The organism is Streptomyces hazeniae (assembly GCF_031845485.1).
Taxonomy (GTDB): Bacteria; Actinomycetota; Actinomycetes; order Streptomycetales; family Streptomycetaceae; genus Streptomyces; species Streptomyces hazeniae.
On record NZ_JAVREQ010000032.1, the window covers coordinates 1 to 14,627 of the forward strand.

Annotated in this window: 15 protein-coding genes and 2 pseudogenes; 9 read left to right on the top strand and 8 right to left on the bottom strand. The window is 72.1% G+C overall.

Features of this window, described 5'->3' with window-relative positions:
* Window positions 1-129: 129 nt before the first annotated feature.
* Window positions 130-534: a DUF2795 domain-containing protein gene (locus RM572_RS25795; RefSeq protein ID WP_311675787.1), complete on the top strand. Its 405-nt coding sequence runs from the start codon at window positions 130-132 to the stop codon at window positions 532-534.
* A 503-nt stretch (window positions 535-1,037) separates the two neighbouring features.
* Here the strand turns inward: RM572_RS25795 and ku are convergent.
* Window positions 1,038-2,081 carry a non-homologous end joining protein Ku gene (gene ku / locus RM572_RS25800; RefSeq protein ID WP_311675788.1) on the bottom strand — a complete coding sequence of 348 codons (1,044 nt, stop codon included), beginning with the start codon at window positions 2,079-2,081 and terminating at the stop codon, window positions 1,038-1,040.
* A gap of 186 nt (window positions 2,082-2,267) precedes the next feature.
* Between ku and RM572_RS25805 the strand changes: the two genes are divergently transcribed.
* A complete protein-coding gene (locus RM572_RS25805; RefSeq protein WP_311675789.1) occupies window positions 2,268-3,080 on the top strand; it encodes an SDR family NAD(P)-dependent oxidoreductase in 813 nt (270 codons plus the stop codon).
* Window positions 3,081-3,514: 434 nt separating this feature from the next.
* Here the strand turns inward: RM572_RS25805 and RM572_RS25810 are convergent, their stop codons facing one another.
* The 5 genes and pseudogenes from RM572_RS25810 to RM572_RS25830 form a co-directional block, all read right to left on the bottom strand.
* Window positions 3,515-3,862: a DUF3140 domain-containing protein gene (locus tag RM572_RS25810; RefSeq protein ID WP_311675790.1), complete on the bottom strand. Its 348-nt coding sequence runs from the start codon at window positions 3,860-3,862 to the stop codon at window positions 3,515-3,517.
* Between the two features lie 2 nt (window positions 3,863-3,864).
* Window positions 3,865-4,089 carry a hypervirulence associated TUDOR domain-containing protein gene (locus RM572_RS25815; protein WP_311675791.1) on the bottom strand — a complete coding sequence of 75 codons (225 nt, stop codon included), beginning with the start codon at window positions 4,087-4,089 and terminating at the stop codon, window positions 3,865-3,867.
* A 278-nt stretch (window positions 4,090-4,367) separates the two neighbouring features.
* Window positions 4,368-4,850 (bottom strand): hypothetical protein, encoded by a 483-nt coding sequence (locus tag RM572_RS25820; RefSeq protein WP_311675792.1) that lies wholly within the window; start codon window positions 4,848-4,850, stop codon window positions 4,368-4,370.
* 68 nt (window positions 4,851-4,918) lie between these two features.
* Window positions 4,919-5,154: pseudogene (locus RM572_RS25825) on the bottom strand (NADPH-dependent oxidoreductase); the annotation flags it as partial.
* A 591-nt stretch (window positions 5,155-5,745) separates the two neighbouring features.
* The gene (locus RM572_RS25830; RefSeq protein WP_311675793.1) at window positions 5,746-6,630 is read right to left on the bottom strand and encodes an oxygenase MpaB family protein; all 885 of its coding nucleotides are present in this window, start codon (window positions 6,628-6,630) and stop codon (window positions 5,746-5,748) included.
* Between the two features lie 151 nt (window positions 6,631-6,781).
* On the opposite strand from RM572_RS25830, the gene RM572_RS25835 reads away from it, so the two are divergent.
* The 4 genes from RM572_RS25835 (at window position 6,782) to RM572_RS25850 (ending at window position 9,989) form a co-directional block, all read left to right on the top strand.
* Entirely contained in the window at window positions 6,782-7,012 is a 231-nt protein-coding gene (locus RM572_RS25835) for a hypothetical protein (protein WP_311675794.1), read from the top strand.
* A gap of 526 nt (window positions 7,013-7,538) precedes the next feature.
* Complete coding sequence (locus RM572_RS25840; RefSeq protein ID WP_311675795.1) at window positions 7,539-8,732, top strand: cytochrome P450; 1,194 nt, start codon at window positions 7,539-7,541, stop codon at window positions 8,730-8,732.
* A gap of 20 nt (window positions 8,733-8,752) precedes the next feature.
* Window positions 8,753-8,965 carry a ferredoxin gene (locus RM572_RS25845; protein WP_394813706.1) on the top strand — a complete coding sequence of 71 codons (213 nt, stop codon included), beginning with the start codon at window positions 8,753-8,755 and terminating at the stop codon, window positions 8,963-8,965.
* A 445-nt stretch (window positions 8,966-9,410) separates the two neighbouring features.
* On the top strand, window positions 9,411-9,989 hold the full coding sequence (locus RM572_RS25850) for a GNAT family N-acetyltransferase (protein ID WP_311675796.1): 579 nt from the start codon (window positions 9,411-9,413) through the stop codon (window positions 9,987-9,989).
* A 16-nt stretch (window positions 9,990-10,005) separates the two neighbouring features.
* Here the strand turns inward: RM572_RS25850 and RM572_RS25855 are convergent.
* Window positions 10,006-10,609: pseudogene (locus RM572_RS25855) on the bottom strand (AAA family ATPase).
* A 118-nt stretch (window positions 10,610-10,727) separates the two neighbouring features.
* Here RM572_RS25855 and RM572_RS25860 point away from each other — a divergent pair.
* From RM572_RS25860 to RM572_RS25870, 3 genes are all read left to right on the top strand, one after another.
* Window positions 10,728-12,005, top strand: coding sequence for a cytochrome P450 (locus RM572_RS25860; protein WP_311675797.1), 1,278 nt, complete (start codon window positions 10,728-10,730; stop codon window positions 12,003-12,005).
* Entirely contained in the window at window positions 12,002-12,235 is a 234-nt protein-coding gene (locus RM572_RS25865; RefSeq protein WP_311675798.1) for a hypothetical protein, read from the top strand. The genes RM572_RS25860 and RM572_RS25865 overlap by 4 nt, the downstream gene beginning before the upstream one ends.
* 147 nt (window positions 12,236-12,382) lie before the next feature.
* Window positions 12,383-13,117, top strand: coding sequence for a VOC family protein (locus tag RM572_RS25870; RefSeq protein ID WP_311675799.1), 735 nt, complete (start codon window positions 12,383-12,385; stop codon window positions 13,115-13,117).
* 40 nt (window positions 13,118-13,157) lie between these two features.
* On the opposite strand, the gene RM572_RS25875 is transcribed toward RM572_RS25870, so the two are convergent.
* Window positions 13,158-14,555 carry an NADP-dependent succinic semialdehyde dehydrogenase gene (locus tag RM572_RS25875; RefSeq protein ID WP_311675800.1) on the bottom strand — a complete coding sequence of 466 codons (1,398 nt, stop codon included), beginning with the start codon at window positions 14,553-14,555 and terminating at the stop codon, window positions 13,158-13,160.
* Window positions 14,556-14,627: the final 72 nt, after the last annotated feature.

Below are 14,627 nucleotides of genomic sequence, written 5' to 3' on the forward strand. Positions count from 1 at the left end.
TCGTCGACGACCTGCGTGACCTTCCCGCGGCACTCGGCCTCGGCCGCGGGACCACGTAGGCGGGACGTTTGAGGGCGGGGCGGGCGAGGCAACCCGGTCAGGGCCCGTCTTCGAACATGGAGGACCCGCATGACCAGCGACAAGACCGGCCCGCTGCACGACGACGAGCTGAAGGCCGAGATGCAGGGCGAGCTCAAGGCCGACCGCTCCACACGAGCGGAGGAGGAGTTCGAACTGGAGCCCTCCGGTGAGGACCAGCCGGAGGCCAGCCGTGCGCCGGACGAGGCGATGCACGGCGGCACGCCTCCCGGTATGAGTGACGACGACGTCGAGCTGCGCTCCGACCTCGCCCGGCATCTCGGCCCCGGCCTGTACCCGACGGACCGGGACGGGGTGCTGGACACGCTGCGCGAGAACAATGCGCCGGACCGGCTGCTGGACCTCGCCGGACGGCTGCCCGAGGGTGAGGAATTCCGGAACGTCCAGGACGTCGCCCGGGCCCTCGGCCTCGGCGTCGAGGACCACCGCACCTGACCCATGACGACCGCTCCGTACGGCGGGTATCGCCCTGGCCGGCGCGGTCATGATGGCCGTGCCGACCGCCGCCCCCACGCCGACCTGGGAGGCCGACTATGGCTCGGTCGTCGTCGACCTGACCTGTTACCAGCCGAGGGCGGCAACACGGCCCTCACGGTGGTCGGCGAAGAGCTGGTGAGTCAGAAGTTGGGCATCGACTTCCACAAGAAAAACCTGCTGCTGCCGAAGCACAGTCGGCCGCCGAGCACAGGGTCGAGGAGAGCCAGAATCCCAAGGCGGACACCGACCTCGCCGAGGCCGGTTCCTCGCGTTCCACCCCGCCGGTCGAGGGCATCGCTGCGGCCGTCATCACCGCCGCCGGTCTGCTTGTGACGGCGCGAAAGCGCCGGCCCGTGAAGGGCTGACGATCGCGGCTTGAGCTCTGGAGCCCTCCCCGGACCGTCCCACCAGTCGTGGAGTGCTTCCGTGTTCACACATCCGTACGCACGCGCGCTGGCGGCTCAAGCCGCCTTGCGTGCGGTCTGGGCGACCGCCTTCTCCAGCTCGGCGCGGTTCATCCGGGAACGGCCGGAGATCCCGGCCTCGGCGGCACGTTCGTACAGGTCGCTCTTGGACAGGCCGCTCAGGTCCTCACCACGGGCCTTCTTCCGGCCTCCGGCGCTCCTCCCGGTGTTCGTCCGGGCGGTCTTCGTGCTGCTCCTGGTGGATTTCCCGGCCTTCGTACGCGTCTGCGGCGAACGTTTCACACCGCCCGCTTTCCGCCCGGTCCGGGCACGGTCCACGGACTCCTCGAACACGGACATCAGGTCGACCACGTTGGTGGAATCCGGCGCCCGTTCGGCCCTCTCCACCGTCTCCCCCTGCTGTTTGGCCTTCACCAGCTCCAGCACCCGCTCGTGCGTGACGTCCCGGTAGTCCTCGGGGTCCCAGTCGGTGGCCATGGCCTCGATGAGGCGGGCCGCCATCCTGCGCTCCTTCTCGGGTGCCCGGGACCGGGACGGCAGGTTGTCCAGCGTCTCGTGCGGGTCGCGGACCTCGTCCGCCCAGTGCAGGGTGTGCATCACCAGCACCCCGCCCTCCTCGTGCACCGCGACGAGGTAGTCCTTCTGGCGCATGCTCATGATCGCGATGCCCGCCCGGCTGGTCTCGGCCAAGGTGTCCCGCAGCAGCCCGTACGTCCGGCTGTGCGCCTCCTCCCGGGGCTGAAGGAAGTACGTGGCATCGAAGTAGACCGGCTCGATGGCGTCCACATCGACGAAACCGCTGATCTCGATGGACTGGGAACGACCCGGTGTGATCTCGTCCAGCTCCTCCGGCTCCACGATCACGTACTCCCCGTCACCGGTCTCGTACCCCTTGACGATCCGGTCGTACGGTACCTCCTTGCCCGTCCGCTCGTTGACCCGCCGGTTGCGGACCCGGTCGGACGTGCCCCGCTCCAGCTGGCGGAAGCGGATCGTGTGCGAGTCGGTCGCTGTCGCGAGCTGAACGGGCAGGGTGACCAGCCCGAACGTCAGGGACCCCGACCACACCGCGCGCGCCATGCCGCCACCTCCTCCGGTCCGGCCGCTGCCACCACCGCGCCGGGTTCCCCCGGCGCTGCCGCCTGACACCGCCCGCTGCATGACGCCGCCCCGCGGGGAAACCCGGGTGTCACACGGTCGGCGCCAGGTCCACAGCGCCCGGCATACAGGTGTTCCACGCCGTCCCAGGAGGCAGAAGGAGGAGTCATGTCCGACCCCGCCGCACACCCCGGAAACACCCGTCCGTTCGCCGTCGTGACCGGAGCTTCCACCGGCATCGGCCGGGAGCTGGCCCACCTGTTGGCCTCGGACGGCTACGAACTGCTGGTCAACGCCGAAGGACCCGAACTGGAGCGGGCCACGAGCGAACTGCGCGCCCTGGGTGCGCAGGTCACGCCCATGCGGGCCGACCTGGCGACCTACGACGGGACCGAGGTGCTGTACGCGGCCGTGCGCGATACCGGCCGCCCGGTCGACGTGCTGGCACTGAACGCCGGCGTCGGGCAGGGCGGGCGGTTCCTCGATACCGAGCTCGCCGACGAAGCCCGGGTGATCGACCTGAACATCACCTCCTCGGTGCATCTGGCCAAGCGCCTGCTGCCGGGCATGGTCGAGCGGAACCAGGGCCGGCTGCTGGTCACCTCCTCCATCGCCGCGACCATGCCGGGCTCCTACCAGGCCGTCTACAACGCCTCAAAATCGTTCCTGCAGTCGTTCACGCAGGCGCTGTCGGACGAGCTGCGGGCCTCCGGCTCCCGGGTGACCGTCACCTCGCTGATGCCCGGCCCGACGGAGACCCACTTCTTCCGGCGCGCGGGCATGCTGGACACCCCTGTCGGAAGCGGGAAGAAGGACGACCCCGGCCAAGTGGCCCGGCAGGGCTACGAGGCGATGCTGGCGGGTCGGCGCAAGGTCGTCGCCGGTTCCCCCGCAACCCGCGCCCAAGGCGTGGCCAACAAGGTTCTGCCCGACCGTGTCAAGGCCGTCGTCCACCGCCGGATGGCACAGCCGCGGCGCTGACGCCGGCCAGCGGGGGGCCACAGCCGCAACCGACGGTCCAGGCCTGCTGCTGAAACACTCGCCGTCACCAGAGCCAGTCGACGCGGCCCGGCTACAGCTCGATGCGGGCTCACGTGAAGCAGGAACGGGTGCGGCGGCGGGGTCCGAGAAAAGACGGCCATGGTGGCCTTGTCGAAGGCGGGCTGGTCGCTGGGGAAGGACGTCGGGGTGCCGCCGACGAGGACGGTGCCGGGGCTTCGCGTGGGCCTACCTGCCCCCGCGCACGATGGGCACCGCCCAGGTCACCTTCACCACCGTGCTGGGCAGTTGCCAGGGAGAGCAGGGGTGATTCCTCGGGCTCTCAACGACGAGTGCGGAGTAGCTGTCCGGTCTGGTGGAGGGTGTGCAATGCAGTACCCATTCACAACCTCGAACGTGCCGGCCGTGCCGACCCCTCAGTTCTTGAGCGGGTCGTGGCCCCAGTTCATCAGCGAGTAGCGCCAGGTGGTCTCCCGCACGTCCCCGGCCGGCCGTTGCGCGAGATGCCGGTCGATGTAGCCGACGACCTTGCGCATGTGTGCGTAGTCGTCCTCGCCCAGGTCATCCTTTCGCATCCGCTGTATCTCCGCGATGCGGCGCCCGGACCTGTGTCCCGTCGACTCACCGCCCTCCTCGCTTTGGCCAGAGGACTTCGACTCCGGTTCCTCCAGCCACCTCTCCAGCTCGGTGGGCGTGAGGTTGACCTTGTCCCGGAATCCCCGCCACGCCTCCTGCCGCTCCTCGTCACTGAGCTTGTGGGCCATGGTTAGCCGCCCTGCTTGCGGTGGAGCGCGGCGGCCTTGTGGACGGCTGACCGCCCGGACTTCTCGCTGCGCACCTTGTACTGCGGTTCCTCGGGGGAAGCGTCGACGGTGCGGCCACCCGCCTCCGTCCGCTTCGTGATCTTCTTTTCCACCACGCCCTCGGCCTCGCCGCCGTGGCTGCGCCAAGTGACGCGGTCCCCCTTGCGGAACTCCTGATGTCCGGCCATGGGGCCTCCCTTCCGTGGCCGCCGGGTGACCACTGCGTCCTGCGGGAAACCGGTTGGCTCGTCCAGAGCACGGTGTCGGCGCCGTGCTCGGGCGTACGGACGATCGGGCGGGTCAGCGCTCGGAAGACCGGCATCCAGTTCCGCACACCCCCTGGTGGCGGCCCAGCCGGGGTGCACGGGGTGGACGTACAGGTCGGGCTTTCCGTACCCGAGGGCCTCCTACTTGGTCGAGCATCGCGCCCATGGGAGTCCGCCGGCGCTCCGGCCCAGAGTGAAGTTCAGTAGCCCTCACCGTCGGGGCCTTCGGGTGGTGCGGTGCGGGGTGTGGCGCGGTGGGCCTCGTGGCCGTGGGTGCGGCGGCGTTCTTTCATCTCCGCCTCGGCGACGTGCCTGCGCCCTGCCAGGAGCTGTTCGCGTACGCGTGCCTCCAGGGAGCGGAAAGTGCGGTAGTAGTCGTCGTCGTACTCTTCGACGATCTGGTACGTCCATCTGCCGGGCAGCACGTTGCGGCCGATCAGCTCGACGGCAACCTGTTCCGCCAGCGCGTGCCGGCCGGCCTCACGCAGCAGGTCCACGACTGCGTCGAGCTGGGCGTCCGCGCCTCCGGTGAGCTGGTGGAAGGCGTAGAGATGGCCCCTGGCGCGTTCCGTGGTCTCCAGTGCCTCCGTCAGCTTGCCGACCGCGGCCACCGTACTGTCGTCGGCTTCTGCCGGGCGCCGGGGGGCCGGCGCAGGGCGGTCGAAGGACGGGCCGCTGCTCATAGAAGCAACGGTACCCGTGCAGGTGCGGCCCGTACCGCCGCCACGGTGCCGGCCCGCGTTCTACAGGCTCAGAGGGCGGGGTAGGGCCGTTCGCGGAGGACGCGGGCGAGGTGGGCGGTGCTCACCGCAAGCGCCGGGGTGGTCGAGGCGACGTTGTCAGGGGTGTTCTCGAGGTCCTTGTAGTCGGTGCCGCTCATGGCCTCACCGACCCAGTAGGTCGCGGCCTGCGGCGCGAAGGAGAACCCGCAGTCGTTCAGCCTTGCACCACGCCGGCGACGACCTTGTGCGCGCCGTCCTCGTTGCCGGATCGCCTCGCACCGGATGGGGGGCGGCGCGGCGGCGGCCAGTCCGAGGGTCTCCTGCAGGCGCCGGTAGCCCCACTCCGATTGCGGGAGCACGCCGTCCCCATGCTCCCCATGGTGGACATCCTTCCGGGGCTGTGACCCCTGATTTCGGATGTCCGTCAAAGCGAATCAAGCTCACATACAGACACGAGACAGGGCGCCGGGAACCCGCGCAGGAGGCGGAGGCGTCTGTGGTGGCGAAGCCCGTGCGCAAAGAGCGAGACGATCCGGGGTGAACGACGATGGAGAAGGTGCACATCTTCCCTCCCGGCGAACGCGCCCCGATGGCCGCTGCCTACGCATGCACCGCGGCATGCAGACACCTGTGGCACTCGGCCGGGCCCTACGACCGATTCCCGCCCCTGCCCCAGCCGTGCCGGGCACAGGGCTGGGAACTCGCCGCGACAGCGACCAACCCCATCCCCCAGAATCCGGCGCCCCGGCAGAACAAGCGAGCGCCCGAACCCACCCTCTGACCGGCGCGACCATCACGCCGGGCAGCCACGTACCGCTCACGCGAGGGGCGGCGGCTGCTGCGGTGGGAGGCCCCGTCAGGGGGCGGGAGGCGCCATGGCCCAGCGAATGCCACGCGTCACCGCCGCGCCCGCCGGAAGCACCAGGGCCCTCTCCACGGCGGGCACGCCCGGAAGACGCAGCTCCCGGCGCGCCCACGGCGGGAGCAGCGCGACGGCACTCGCGGCCAGGAGACCGTACGGAGGCCGTGCCGCCACAGGCAGCGGCGGGTGCAGGAGCAGGAAACGCGCCGCGTCCAACGCCTCAGCCGTAGCACGCAGTTCGGGCACGAATCCATCCAGCACGGCGCGGAGCTCGGTCCGGCTGCGAGGAGGATCCCGGACACCCAGCGCAGCGGCGACACGGGCGGTGTCCGCGATGTACCCGTCACACCCGGCGTCGCTGAGACGACGAGCACCGAATCGACGGTACGCGCAAAGGAAACTGTCGACCTCGGCGGCATGCACCCAGGCCAGCAGACGAGGATCGGAGGCCGCATAGCCCCGGCCCTCGGCCGTCCTGCCCCGCACACGCCCGTGCACGGCCCGGACTGCGTCGACCGCCCGGCACGCGTCACCGGCGGTACCGAACGTCGTGACAGCCAGGAAAGTGCTTGTCCGCTGAAGACGCCCCCAGGGATCGCCGCGAAATCCCGAGTGCCCCGCAACCGCCGCCATGGCCAGGGGGTGCAACGACTGGAGCAACAACGCGCGCAATCCACCCACGAACATCGAAGCGTCACCGTGCACGAGACGAATCGGACTCCCCTCGGCGAACCAGCGCGGTCCTGGAGTGTCATGAATGCGGGTACGCACGGCGGGCCCGTCGGGTCCGGCCACGCGCGCGAAGATCGCCCTGCGCAGTCGTGCGCGGAGCACCTCGAGGCCGGGTGCGGCGGATATGCCGGTCCGGGAAGCCGTCACGTCAACCACAGTAGGAGGTCCGGCCCGGGATGCGGAGTCCTGCGCGTGAGGCCCGCGGCGCACGGTTGCATCCGGTGTGCGAGGTTTCCGGGAAGAGCCGGTACAGGCGGCGCCCGCATCCGGCGGGCGTCCTCGACGGCGGAGGTTTCTCATGCTGATCAGCAAGCTGTACGACGCCGGGGTGCGGAGCGAGCACGCCTACACGGCGGCGTTCGCGTCGATCGGCGCCTCGTTCCTGGCCTGGATGGTGTCGACCAAGGAGGAGAACGCGGGACTGGACCGGGCGGACCGGTGGGGGATCTTCGTCGGCGAGTGGGCGCCGACGTTCTTCGGGCTCGGTGTCGCGCTGGCGGTCCACGAACAGAACGAGGGTGCTGCCTGACCTCGGTTCGCCGGCGACGGGATCGGCGACACCGTCCCTTCACATGTGTGGGTCTGCGCTCCGGCCACGGGTATGCGCACCGCAGCAGGCGGCCGGTCGCCGGAGCGGGGCCGCACCGGCTCCTGCACCCCTCCGTAGACAACAGGTGTGACCTGCGTAAACAGTCATGACTTTCGCCGTTCCGCTTTCGTGTCGCGCCGATTCGCACGATGCTTGACCCGGCACCGCGCCGGGAGCCTCACCGGGTCCGCGGGGTGCGACCGCACGCACACCGCGGGCGGTCGGTGTGTGAACCGAGAAGAAGGTGTGGCTATGGCGAAGCACGATGCCGACGTACGCAACGCTGTGCTGCTGCTGGCGTTGACCGCCCTGGGTATCGGTCTCGTGGCGACGCTGGCGGTCATGAGCTTCTGACCGGTGCTTCCGTGCGCCGTGTGAGCTCCGCTGTCTGCGGGGTGCCTCGGCTGGTTCGCTGCTCGCCGTGCCATGGGCACGTGCCCGTCGCCGGTCCAGCAGAAGGAGCTCCATGCAGCACGCCGATCCCGCTCACACCAGGCCGGTCTCCGTTTGGCCGCCCGTGCCGCCGGGCGCCGAGTCGCCGGTGATCCCGGACGCCGCACCACCGGTCCGCGTCACCCTGTCCGACGGCAGCATGCACTGGCTGGTCAGCCGCTACGCGGACGTGCGCACCGTGCTGTCCGACAGCCGGTTCTCCGCGGACGACCAGCATCCGGGATTCCCCCGCCTGATTCCGCTTCCGCCGTTGCCCGGCGGTCTGTCCTTCCTGCGGATGGACCCGCCCCGGCACGACGTGCTGCGGCGGGTCCTGACCCCGCGGTTCACCGTGCGCCGCATCGAGGCGTTACGGCCGGCCGTCGAGCGCACCGCGGAGGAGCTGCTGGACGGCATGGAGCGGGGCGGGCCGCCCGCGGACCTCGTGCAGGCGTTCGCGCTGCCGTTGGCCTCGCGGACGTTGTGCGAGTTGCTGGGCGTCCCGTACCGGGATCACGCGATGTTCCAGGAGCACAGCACGAACGTGGTCGCCACGGACACCGACCCGGACACGGCGACCGCGTCGTTCACGGTGCTGGAGGAGTACCTGGCGGAACTGGTCGAGGAGAAGCGGGCCCGTCCGACGGACGATCTCATCGGCGCGGCGCTGGCGCAGCAGGAGTCCGCCGCACTCACCGACGAGGACGTCGTCGCCCTGGCGCGCCTGATGCTGATCGCCGGGCACGAGACCACCGCGAACATGATCAGCATGTCCGTGCTGACACTGGTGCGGCACCCCGAGCGTGCCGCGGCCCTGCGTGGCGCCCCGGAGCTGCTGCGTCCGGCCGTGGAGGAACTGCTGCGCTACCTGGCCGTCGTGCGGGACGGCATCGCCCGTGTCGCCACCGAACGCGTCCGGCTGGGCGGGCAGGTGATCGAGGCCGGAGAGGGCGTGGTGGTGTCGTTGCAGAGCGCGAACCACGACGCCGCCGCCTTCCCGGACGCCGCGGAGCTCGACCTGGGCCGTGATGCCCGCGGGCACGTCGCGTTCGGGTACGGGGTCCACCAGTGCATCGGCCAGGCCCTGGCCCGCGTACAGCTCCAGATCGCCCTGACCGCCCTGCTCCGGCGCTTCCCGCGGCTGCGCGGCACCGTCGCTCCTGAGGATCTGGCGTTCCGCGAGTTCTCCGTGGTGGTCGGCCCCCGCTCGCTGCCGGTGGCGTGGTGACGGGGGCGGGAAGGGTGCGGGTGCGCGTCGACCCGGAGCGCTGCTGCGCGTCCGGCATGTGCGTGCTCACCGCGCCGGGGGTCTTCGACCAGTCGGAGGAGGACGGCTCGGTGCGTCTGCTGCGCGCGGTGCCTCGCGCGGAGGAGGAGCAGGCCGTCCGGGACGCGGTCCGGCTCTGCCCCACCGGAGCGATCGGTTTCGCCGGTTCGCCGACGGCTCCGCGCCGCGGCTGAGGTCCCGGGGCGGAGCCGCCCCTGGTCGGCCGCGGGCCGGCGGACCCCGGCAGGGGTGCTCCCCCGACCGGGGCGTCTCGTCCGCCGCCGGCAGGGCGTGCGCGCGAGCTGTGCGCGGCGGTCCGGGGTGACCCCGTGGCGGCATGTCCGATGCCGGGAGGCCGGCATGCCGTGGCGAAGCGGTACAAGGAGCTGCCGTCGCGGGCGGTGGTACCCCCGGCCGCGAGATTCGGCCTGCTCGCATTCCCGGGATGTCGTGCACCCCGCGAGACCGACAGTCATGGAGACCGGCACGTGCCGTCGTCCCGTCGAGGTTCCGAGGCGGTTGATCACCACCCCACTCCGCAACCCGTCGACGTGCCCTGTCCCCGGGGAGAACGAAGCCGGGTGGTCTACGGGCGGCGTGAGGGGTTACCCGCCCCGCGGTACGGCCGCGGGAGGACGCATGGCGAGCACGATCGTTTCGGAACGGTTGACGCTGCGCCCGTGGAGGCTGGACGACGTGGATGCAGCCTTCGCGATCTACGGGCGACCGGACGTGGCGCGGTGGCTGAGTCCGGCGATGGACACGGTCAGCGACCGGGACGCGATGCGGCTGGTGCTGCAGCAGTGGATCGCCGAGGACCACCGGGGGTCACCGCCCACCGGGCGCTGGGCGGTGGAGCTGACGGCGGAGCGGCGGGTGGTCGGCGGCGTGATCCTGCTGTACCTGCCACCCGGCGGCGAGGACCTCGAGATCGGATGGCAGCTCGAGCCGGGCGCCTGGGGACGGGGGTACGCGGCGGAGGCGGGGCACGCCACGGCCCACTGGGCGCTGCAGCAGGCGGGGGTCGACGAGCTGTTCGCCGTGGTGCGTCCGGCGAACGCGCGGGCGGCGGCCACCGCGGAGCGCATCGGCATGGAATGGGTGGGCGAGACCGACAAGTACTACGACCTCCGGCTCCAGGTGTACCGGCTGCGGACGGGCGACCTGGACCGTCCGCTGCCCGGCCGCACCTACGGAGCGGACCGGCACTCCCGGTAGCCGGGCGGCGGCGGGGTCAGTCGAACCGGATGTGGCGCAGCCCGGTGTGGAGGCGGCGGAGGTGGCCGCGCAGCCGGCCGTCGGTGCGGGGTGCGGGGTGGAGGCCCGCGTGGGCGGCGACCTGGGGGAGCGTGAGGTGGTGGCGAGCTCCGGTCCCCGGAGGCGTTCGAGGCAGTGGTCGAGCCGGGAGACGGCGAAGCTCTCCCGGCTCGGCGGCCGTGCGGGAGAGGAGCGCACGCGCGAGGTGGACCGGGCCGCGCTCGCGCAGCCGCCGCAGCACGGTGGCGCGCCGGGCGAGCGGCGCGACGTGGTGCACTGCGTGGCCGCGTTCGCGCAGCCGGGGCCGACGGTCTCGGCGAGGTGGGCGGGCTCGACGACGGTCAGGGGCACGATGACGGCGCCGTGGTGCTCGGCCAGGAGGCGGTCGAGGACCTCGTAGACGGCCTGCCGCCAGGCCAGGAAATCCTGGGAGTCGCGCCGCAGAGCGGGCGGAAGCATGCGGTGCAGGCCGAACCCGGCGTGTTCGGGGTCGCTGACGACGCTCCCGGGAGCCGGCGGCGCAGTTCGTGGGCGGTCTGCGTCTTGCCGCCGCCGAACGGGCCGTTGATCCGTACGAGCATGCCCGGACCCTGCGCCGCCTGTGGGGGAACACACCCGCCGAGGGCACCAATGCCGCCCGGAAGGAACGAAGCAGAACATACTGGGCGGGTCCTGTTCCGTGGTGTGGGGGTGGTGTCCTTGCCCGAGCCCGGTGCCTGCGTGCCCGACGACGTCAATCCCCTCCGGCCGGACTTCTGGCGGCTGCCGGGGCCGCAGCGGGAGGCCGCGTTCGCGTGCCTGCGCGCGAGGGAGCAACCCGTGCTGGTGGAGGAGGGCGAGCGCGGCCGGACGTTCGCCCTGGTGCGCCACTGCGAGGTGACGGAGGCGAGCAGGAGGCCGGAGGTGTTCCGCAGCGCGCCGGGGGCGACGACTCCCCCGCCGGCGCGCTGGGTGCGGGCGCTCTTCGGGGCGTCCATGGTGAACCTGGACGGCCCGGAGCACGCCCGGTTGCGCGGGGTCGTGGCGCGGGCGTTCACCCCCCGCATCCTGGCGCGCGCCGAGGACGACATCCGGCGCACCGCGGACCGTGTGGTCGACGGGATCGCGGGCGCCGTGGGCGGGGACGGCACCGGGGACTTCGTGGCGGCCGTGGCGGCGCCGATGCCGTTCCACGTGCTGTGCCGGATGATGGGCATCCCGGAGGCCGAGCGGGAGCGCATCCAGGTGCTGATCGACCGGGCGTCCGAGCACGTCGGCCTGGACCGCACCCTGGCGCAGCGGCTGCGGACGCCCGGCCGGGGACTGCGGGCGCTGGCGGGGATGCACCGCATCGTCGCCCGGGTCGGGCGGGAGCGGCGGGAGCGCCCCGGTGACGATCTGATCTCCCGGCTGGTGGCGCCGGACCGGGACGGCCAGAGCCTGTCGTCACGTGAGCTGGGCGCGTTCTTCTCGCTGCTGCTGGTGGCGGGTGTGGAGACGACGCGCAACGCGCTGGCGCACGGCCTGCACCTGCTGACCGTGCATCCCGGGCAGCGGGAGGTGCTGCGCTCCGGCCTCGACGCTCATCTGGACACGGCGGTGGAGGAGATCGTCCGGCACAGCACGCCCATCCACCAGTTCCGGCGCACCGTCGCCGGGGAGTACGGCGGGGGCCCGGCCGGCTACCGGCCCGGCGACCGGGTGATCCTCTGCTACGGCTCCGCCAACCGGGACGAGCGGGTGTTCGCCGACCCGGAGGCGTTCGACGTCACGCGCAGCCCGAATCCGCATCTGGGCTTCGGCGGGGGCGGGCCGCACTACTGTCTGGGCGCGCATCTGGCGCGGCAGGAGATCCGGGCGGTGCTGCACGCCCTGCTCACGCGGTATCCGGACGTGCACACCACGGCGCCGCCGTCCGTGCCGCCGACGAGCTTCGACCACCGCGTCGCCCGTCTGCCGTTCCGCCTGTCGGTGCCGCGAGGGACGATGAGGGTATGAGCGGCAAATCGCATGAGAACGGCCCTGCGGCCCGGCGTACGGGCGTCCCCCGCGACCTGCCGGACCAGGAGGCGGCCGGCGACAAGGAGGAGCGGGAGGAGGGCACCGGCAGCACAGAAGGGCTCCCGGACACGGACGAGGCCGGGTCGGGCCCTCGCGGGTCCGGCACCTCGGGCGGCGGGGATCTCGGCGACCGGGAGCCGCCGGAACCGGAGGAGCCCACGGACTGAGCCGCGCGGTGCGCAGCGGCGCGTCACGGCGATTCCGCTAGGGTGGACTCCGCCCCTGAGGTATTTGTCCATTTCTGTCGGCATCCGGAAGTGAGGCGAGGCGGAGTGGCGGCTGCGAAGCGCCCGATTTCCGGCGCACCCTGCTGGGTGAGCCTGGCCACCTGCGACATGGAGGCGGCTCAGGATTTCTACGGCCCGGTGCTGGGCTGGACCTTCCGGCCGGGACGGCTGGGGGAGGAATTCTGCATCGCCATGACCGACGGGGTTCCGGTCGCGGGTATCGGGGCCGTGAGCCGCAGACTCGGGGTGGCGGTGGCGTGGACGCCGTTCTTCGGCGTCGGCGACGCCGACACCGCCGCAGCCCGTATCCGGGAGCGGGGAGCGACGCTGGCGATCGGCCCGATCGCGCTGGGCGACGGGCGGGCTGCCCTGGCCGCGGATCCGGGCGGTGCGATCTTCGGGCTGTGGGAGGGGACGGTGCACTCCAGCTGGCACGTCGCGCACGGCAGCCCACCCGCGAGACTGGAGCTGCGCACCCGGGACGCGTTCGCCGCGGCGATGTTCTACGGCGAGGTCCTGGAGTGGGCGTCGGAACGCCCTGAGCGCTGCGAGGTGGACTACCGCGACGACGCGGTCACCGTCGAGTTCGGGCCGCACACGGTGGCGACGATCCGGGGCGGGGGCGTGGAGTCGGCCCCCGACCCGCACGTGCGGCCGCGGTGGCACGTGTCGTTCTACGTGGAGGACGTGGACGAGGTGGTGCGGGTGGCGGTGGAGGCCGGCGGCACGGTGGCGGCCGCGCCGGAGGACTCCCCCAGGGGCCGCAACGCGATCCTCCGCGACCGGCAGGGCGGCTTGTTCACCGTGCAGGCCCGCAAGTAGCGCCTCGAGCGAGACCGCCGGACGGCGCCGGGCGGGGTGGTCAGTCCGCGGGGCCGTACCAGACGGTGGTGATGTTGCAGAACTCCCGGATGCCGTGTCCGCCGAGTTCCCGTCCGTAACCCGAGCGCTTGACGCCGCCGAAGGGCAGGCCGGGGTGGGACGCGGTCATGCCGTTGACGAAGACGCCGCCGGCCTGCAGGTCGCGGGCACAGCGTTCCTGTTCGGCAGGGTCGCGGGTCCACACGTTGGAGCCGAGGCCGAAGGGGGTGTCGTGGGCGGTCTCCAGCGCCTCGTCGAGGCTGCCGACGCGGTAGAGGACGGCGACCGGCCCGAAGGCCTCCTCACGGTGGATGCGCATGCGGTCGGTGACGTCGGCGAGCACGGTGGGCTGGTAGTACCAGCCGGCTCCGTCCGGCTCGGGCCGAGCGCCGCCGACCAGCACGGTGGCACCCTGGCGGCGGGCGTCCTCGACGAGTTCCTCCACGTCGCGGCGGACCTGTTCGGTGGCGAGGGGGCCGATGTCGGTGCCGTCGGCCATCGGATCGCCGACGGTGAGGGCGTCCATGGCCCTCACGAAGCGCTGGGTGAAGTCGTCGTAGACGTCGTCGTGGACGATGAAACGCTTGGCGGCGATGCAGGACTGGCCGTTGTTCTGGGTGCGGGCGGTGACAGCCGTGGCGGCGGCTTTGGCGATGTCGGCGGAGGGCAGGACGAGGTAGGGGTCGCTGCCTCCGAGTTCGAGCACCGTCTTCTTGACGACGTCACCGGCGATGGACGCGACGGAGCGGCCGGCTCCTTCGCTGCCGGTGAGGGTGGCGGCGGCGACACGCGGGTCGCGAAGCAGGGTGGCGACCTCCGCGGAGCCGATCAGCAGGGTCTGGAAGCAGCCGTCGCGGTATCCGGCACGGCGGAACAGGTCCTCCAGGTAGAGGGCGGTCTGCGGCACGTTGGAGGCGTGCTTGAGGAGCCCGACGTTCCCGGCCATCAGGGCGGGGGCGGCGAACCGTACGACCTGCCAGAGGGGGAAGTTCCACGGCATGACGGCGAGGACCGGGCCGAGGGGGCGGTACCGGACCACGGCGCGGACCGCTCCGGAGTCGGCGACGTCGTCCTCGGCCGGGTGTTCGTCGGCGAGGAGGGCGGGCGTGTGCCGGGCGTACCAGCGCATGGCCTTCACGCACTTGGCCGCCTCGGCGCGGGCGGCGGCGAGGGGCTTTCCCATCTCCAGCGTCATGGTGCGGGCGACGTCGTCCTGCTCGCCCTCGAGGAGGTCCGCTGCGGCGCGCAGCAGTTCCTGCCGGCGGTCCATGGTGGTGACGCGGTGGTGCTGGAACGCTTCGTGGGCCGCCGCCAGCCGGTCCTCGATCTCGCGGGGGCCGAGGGCGTCGAACGTCTTGAGGGTCTCCCCCGTTGCCGGGTTGACGGTCGCGATGGGCACTGCCGGGTCCCTCCTCCGGGGCTGGTTCTCGGGCCCGGGTGCCCGGCGCGGCGGCGGCTAGTCCTCTCCGGG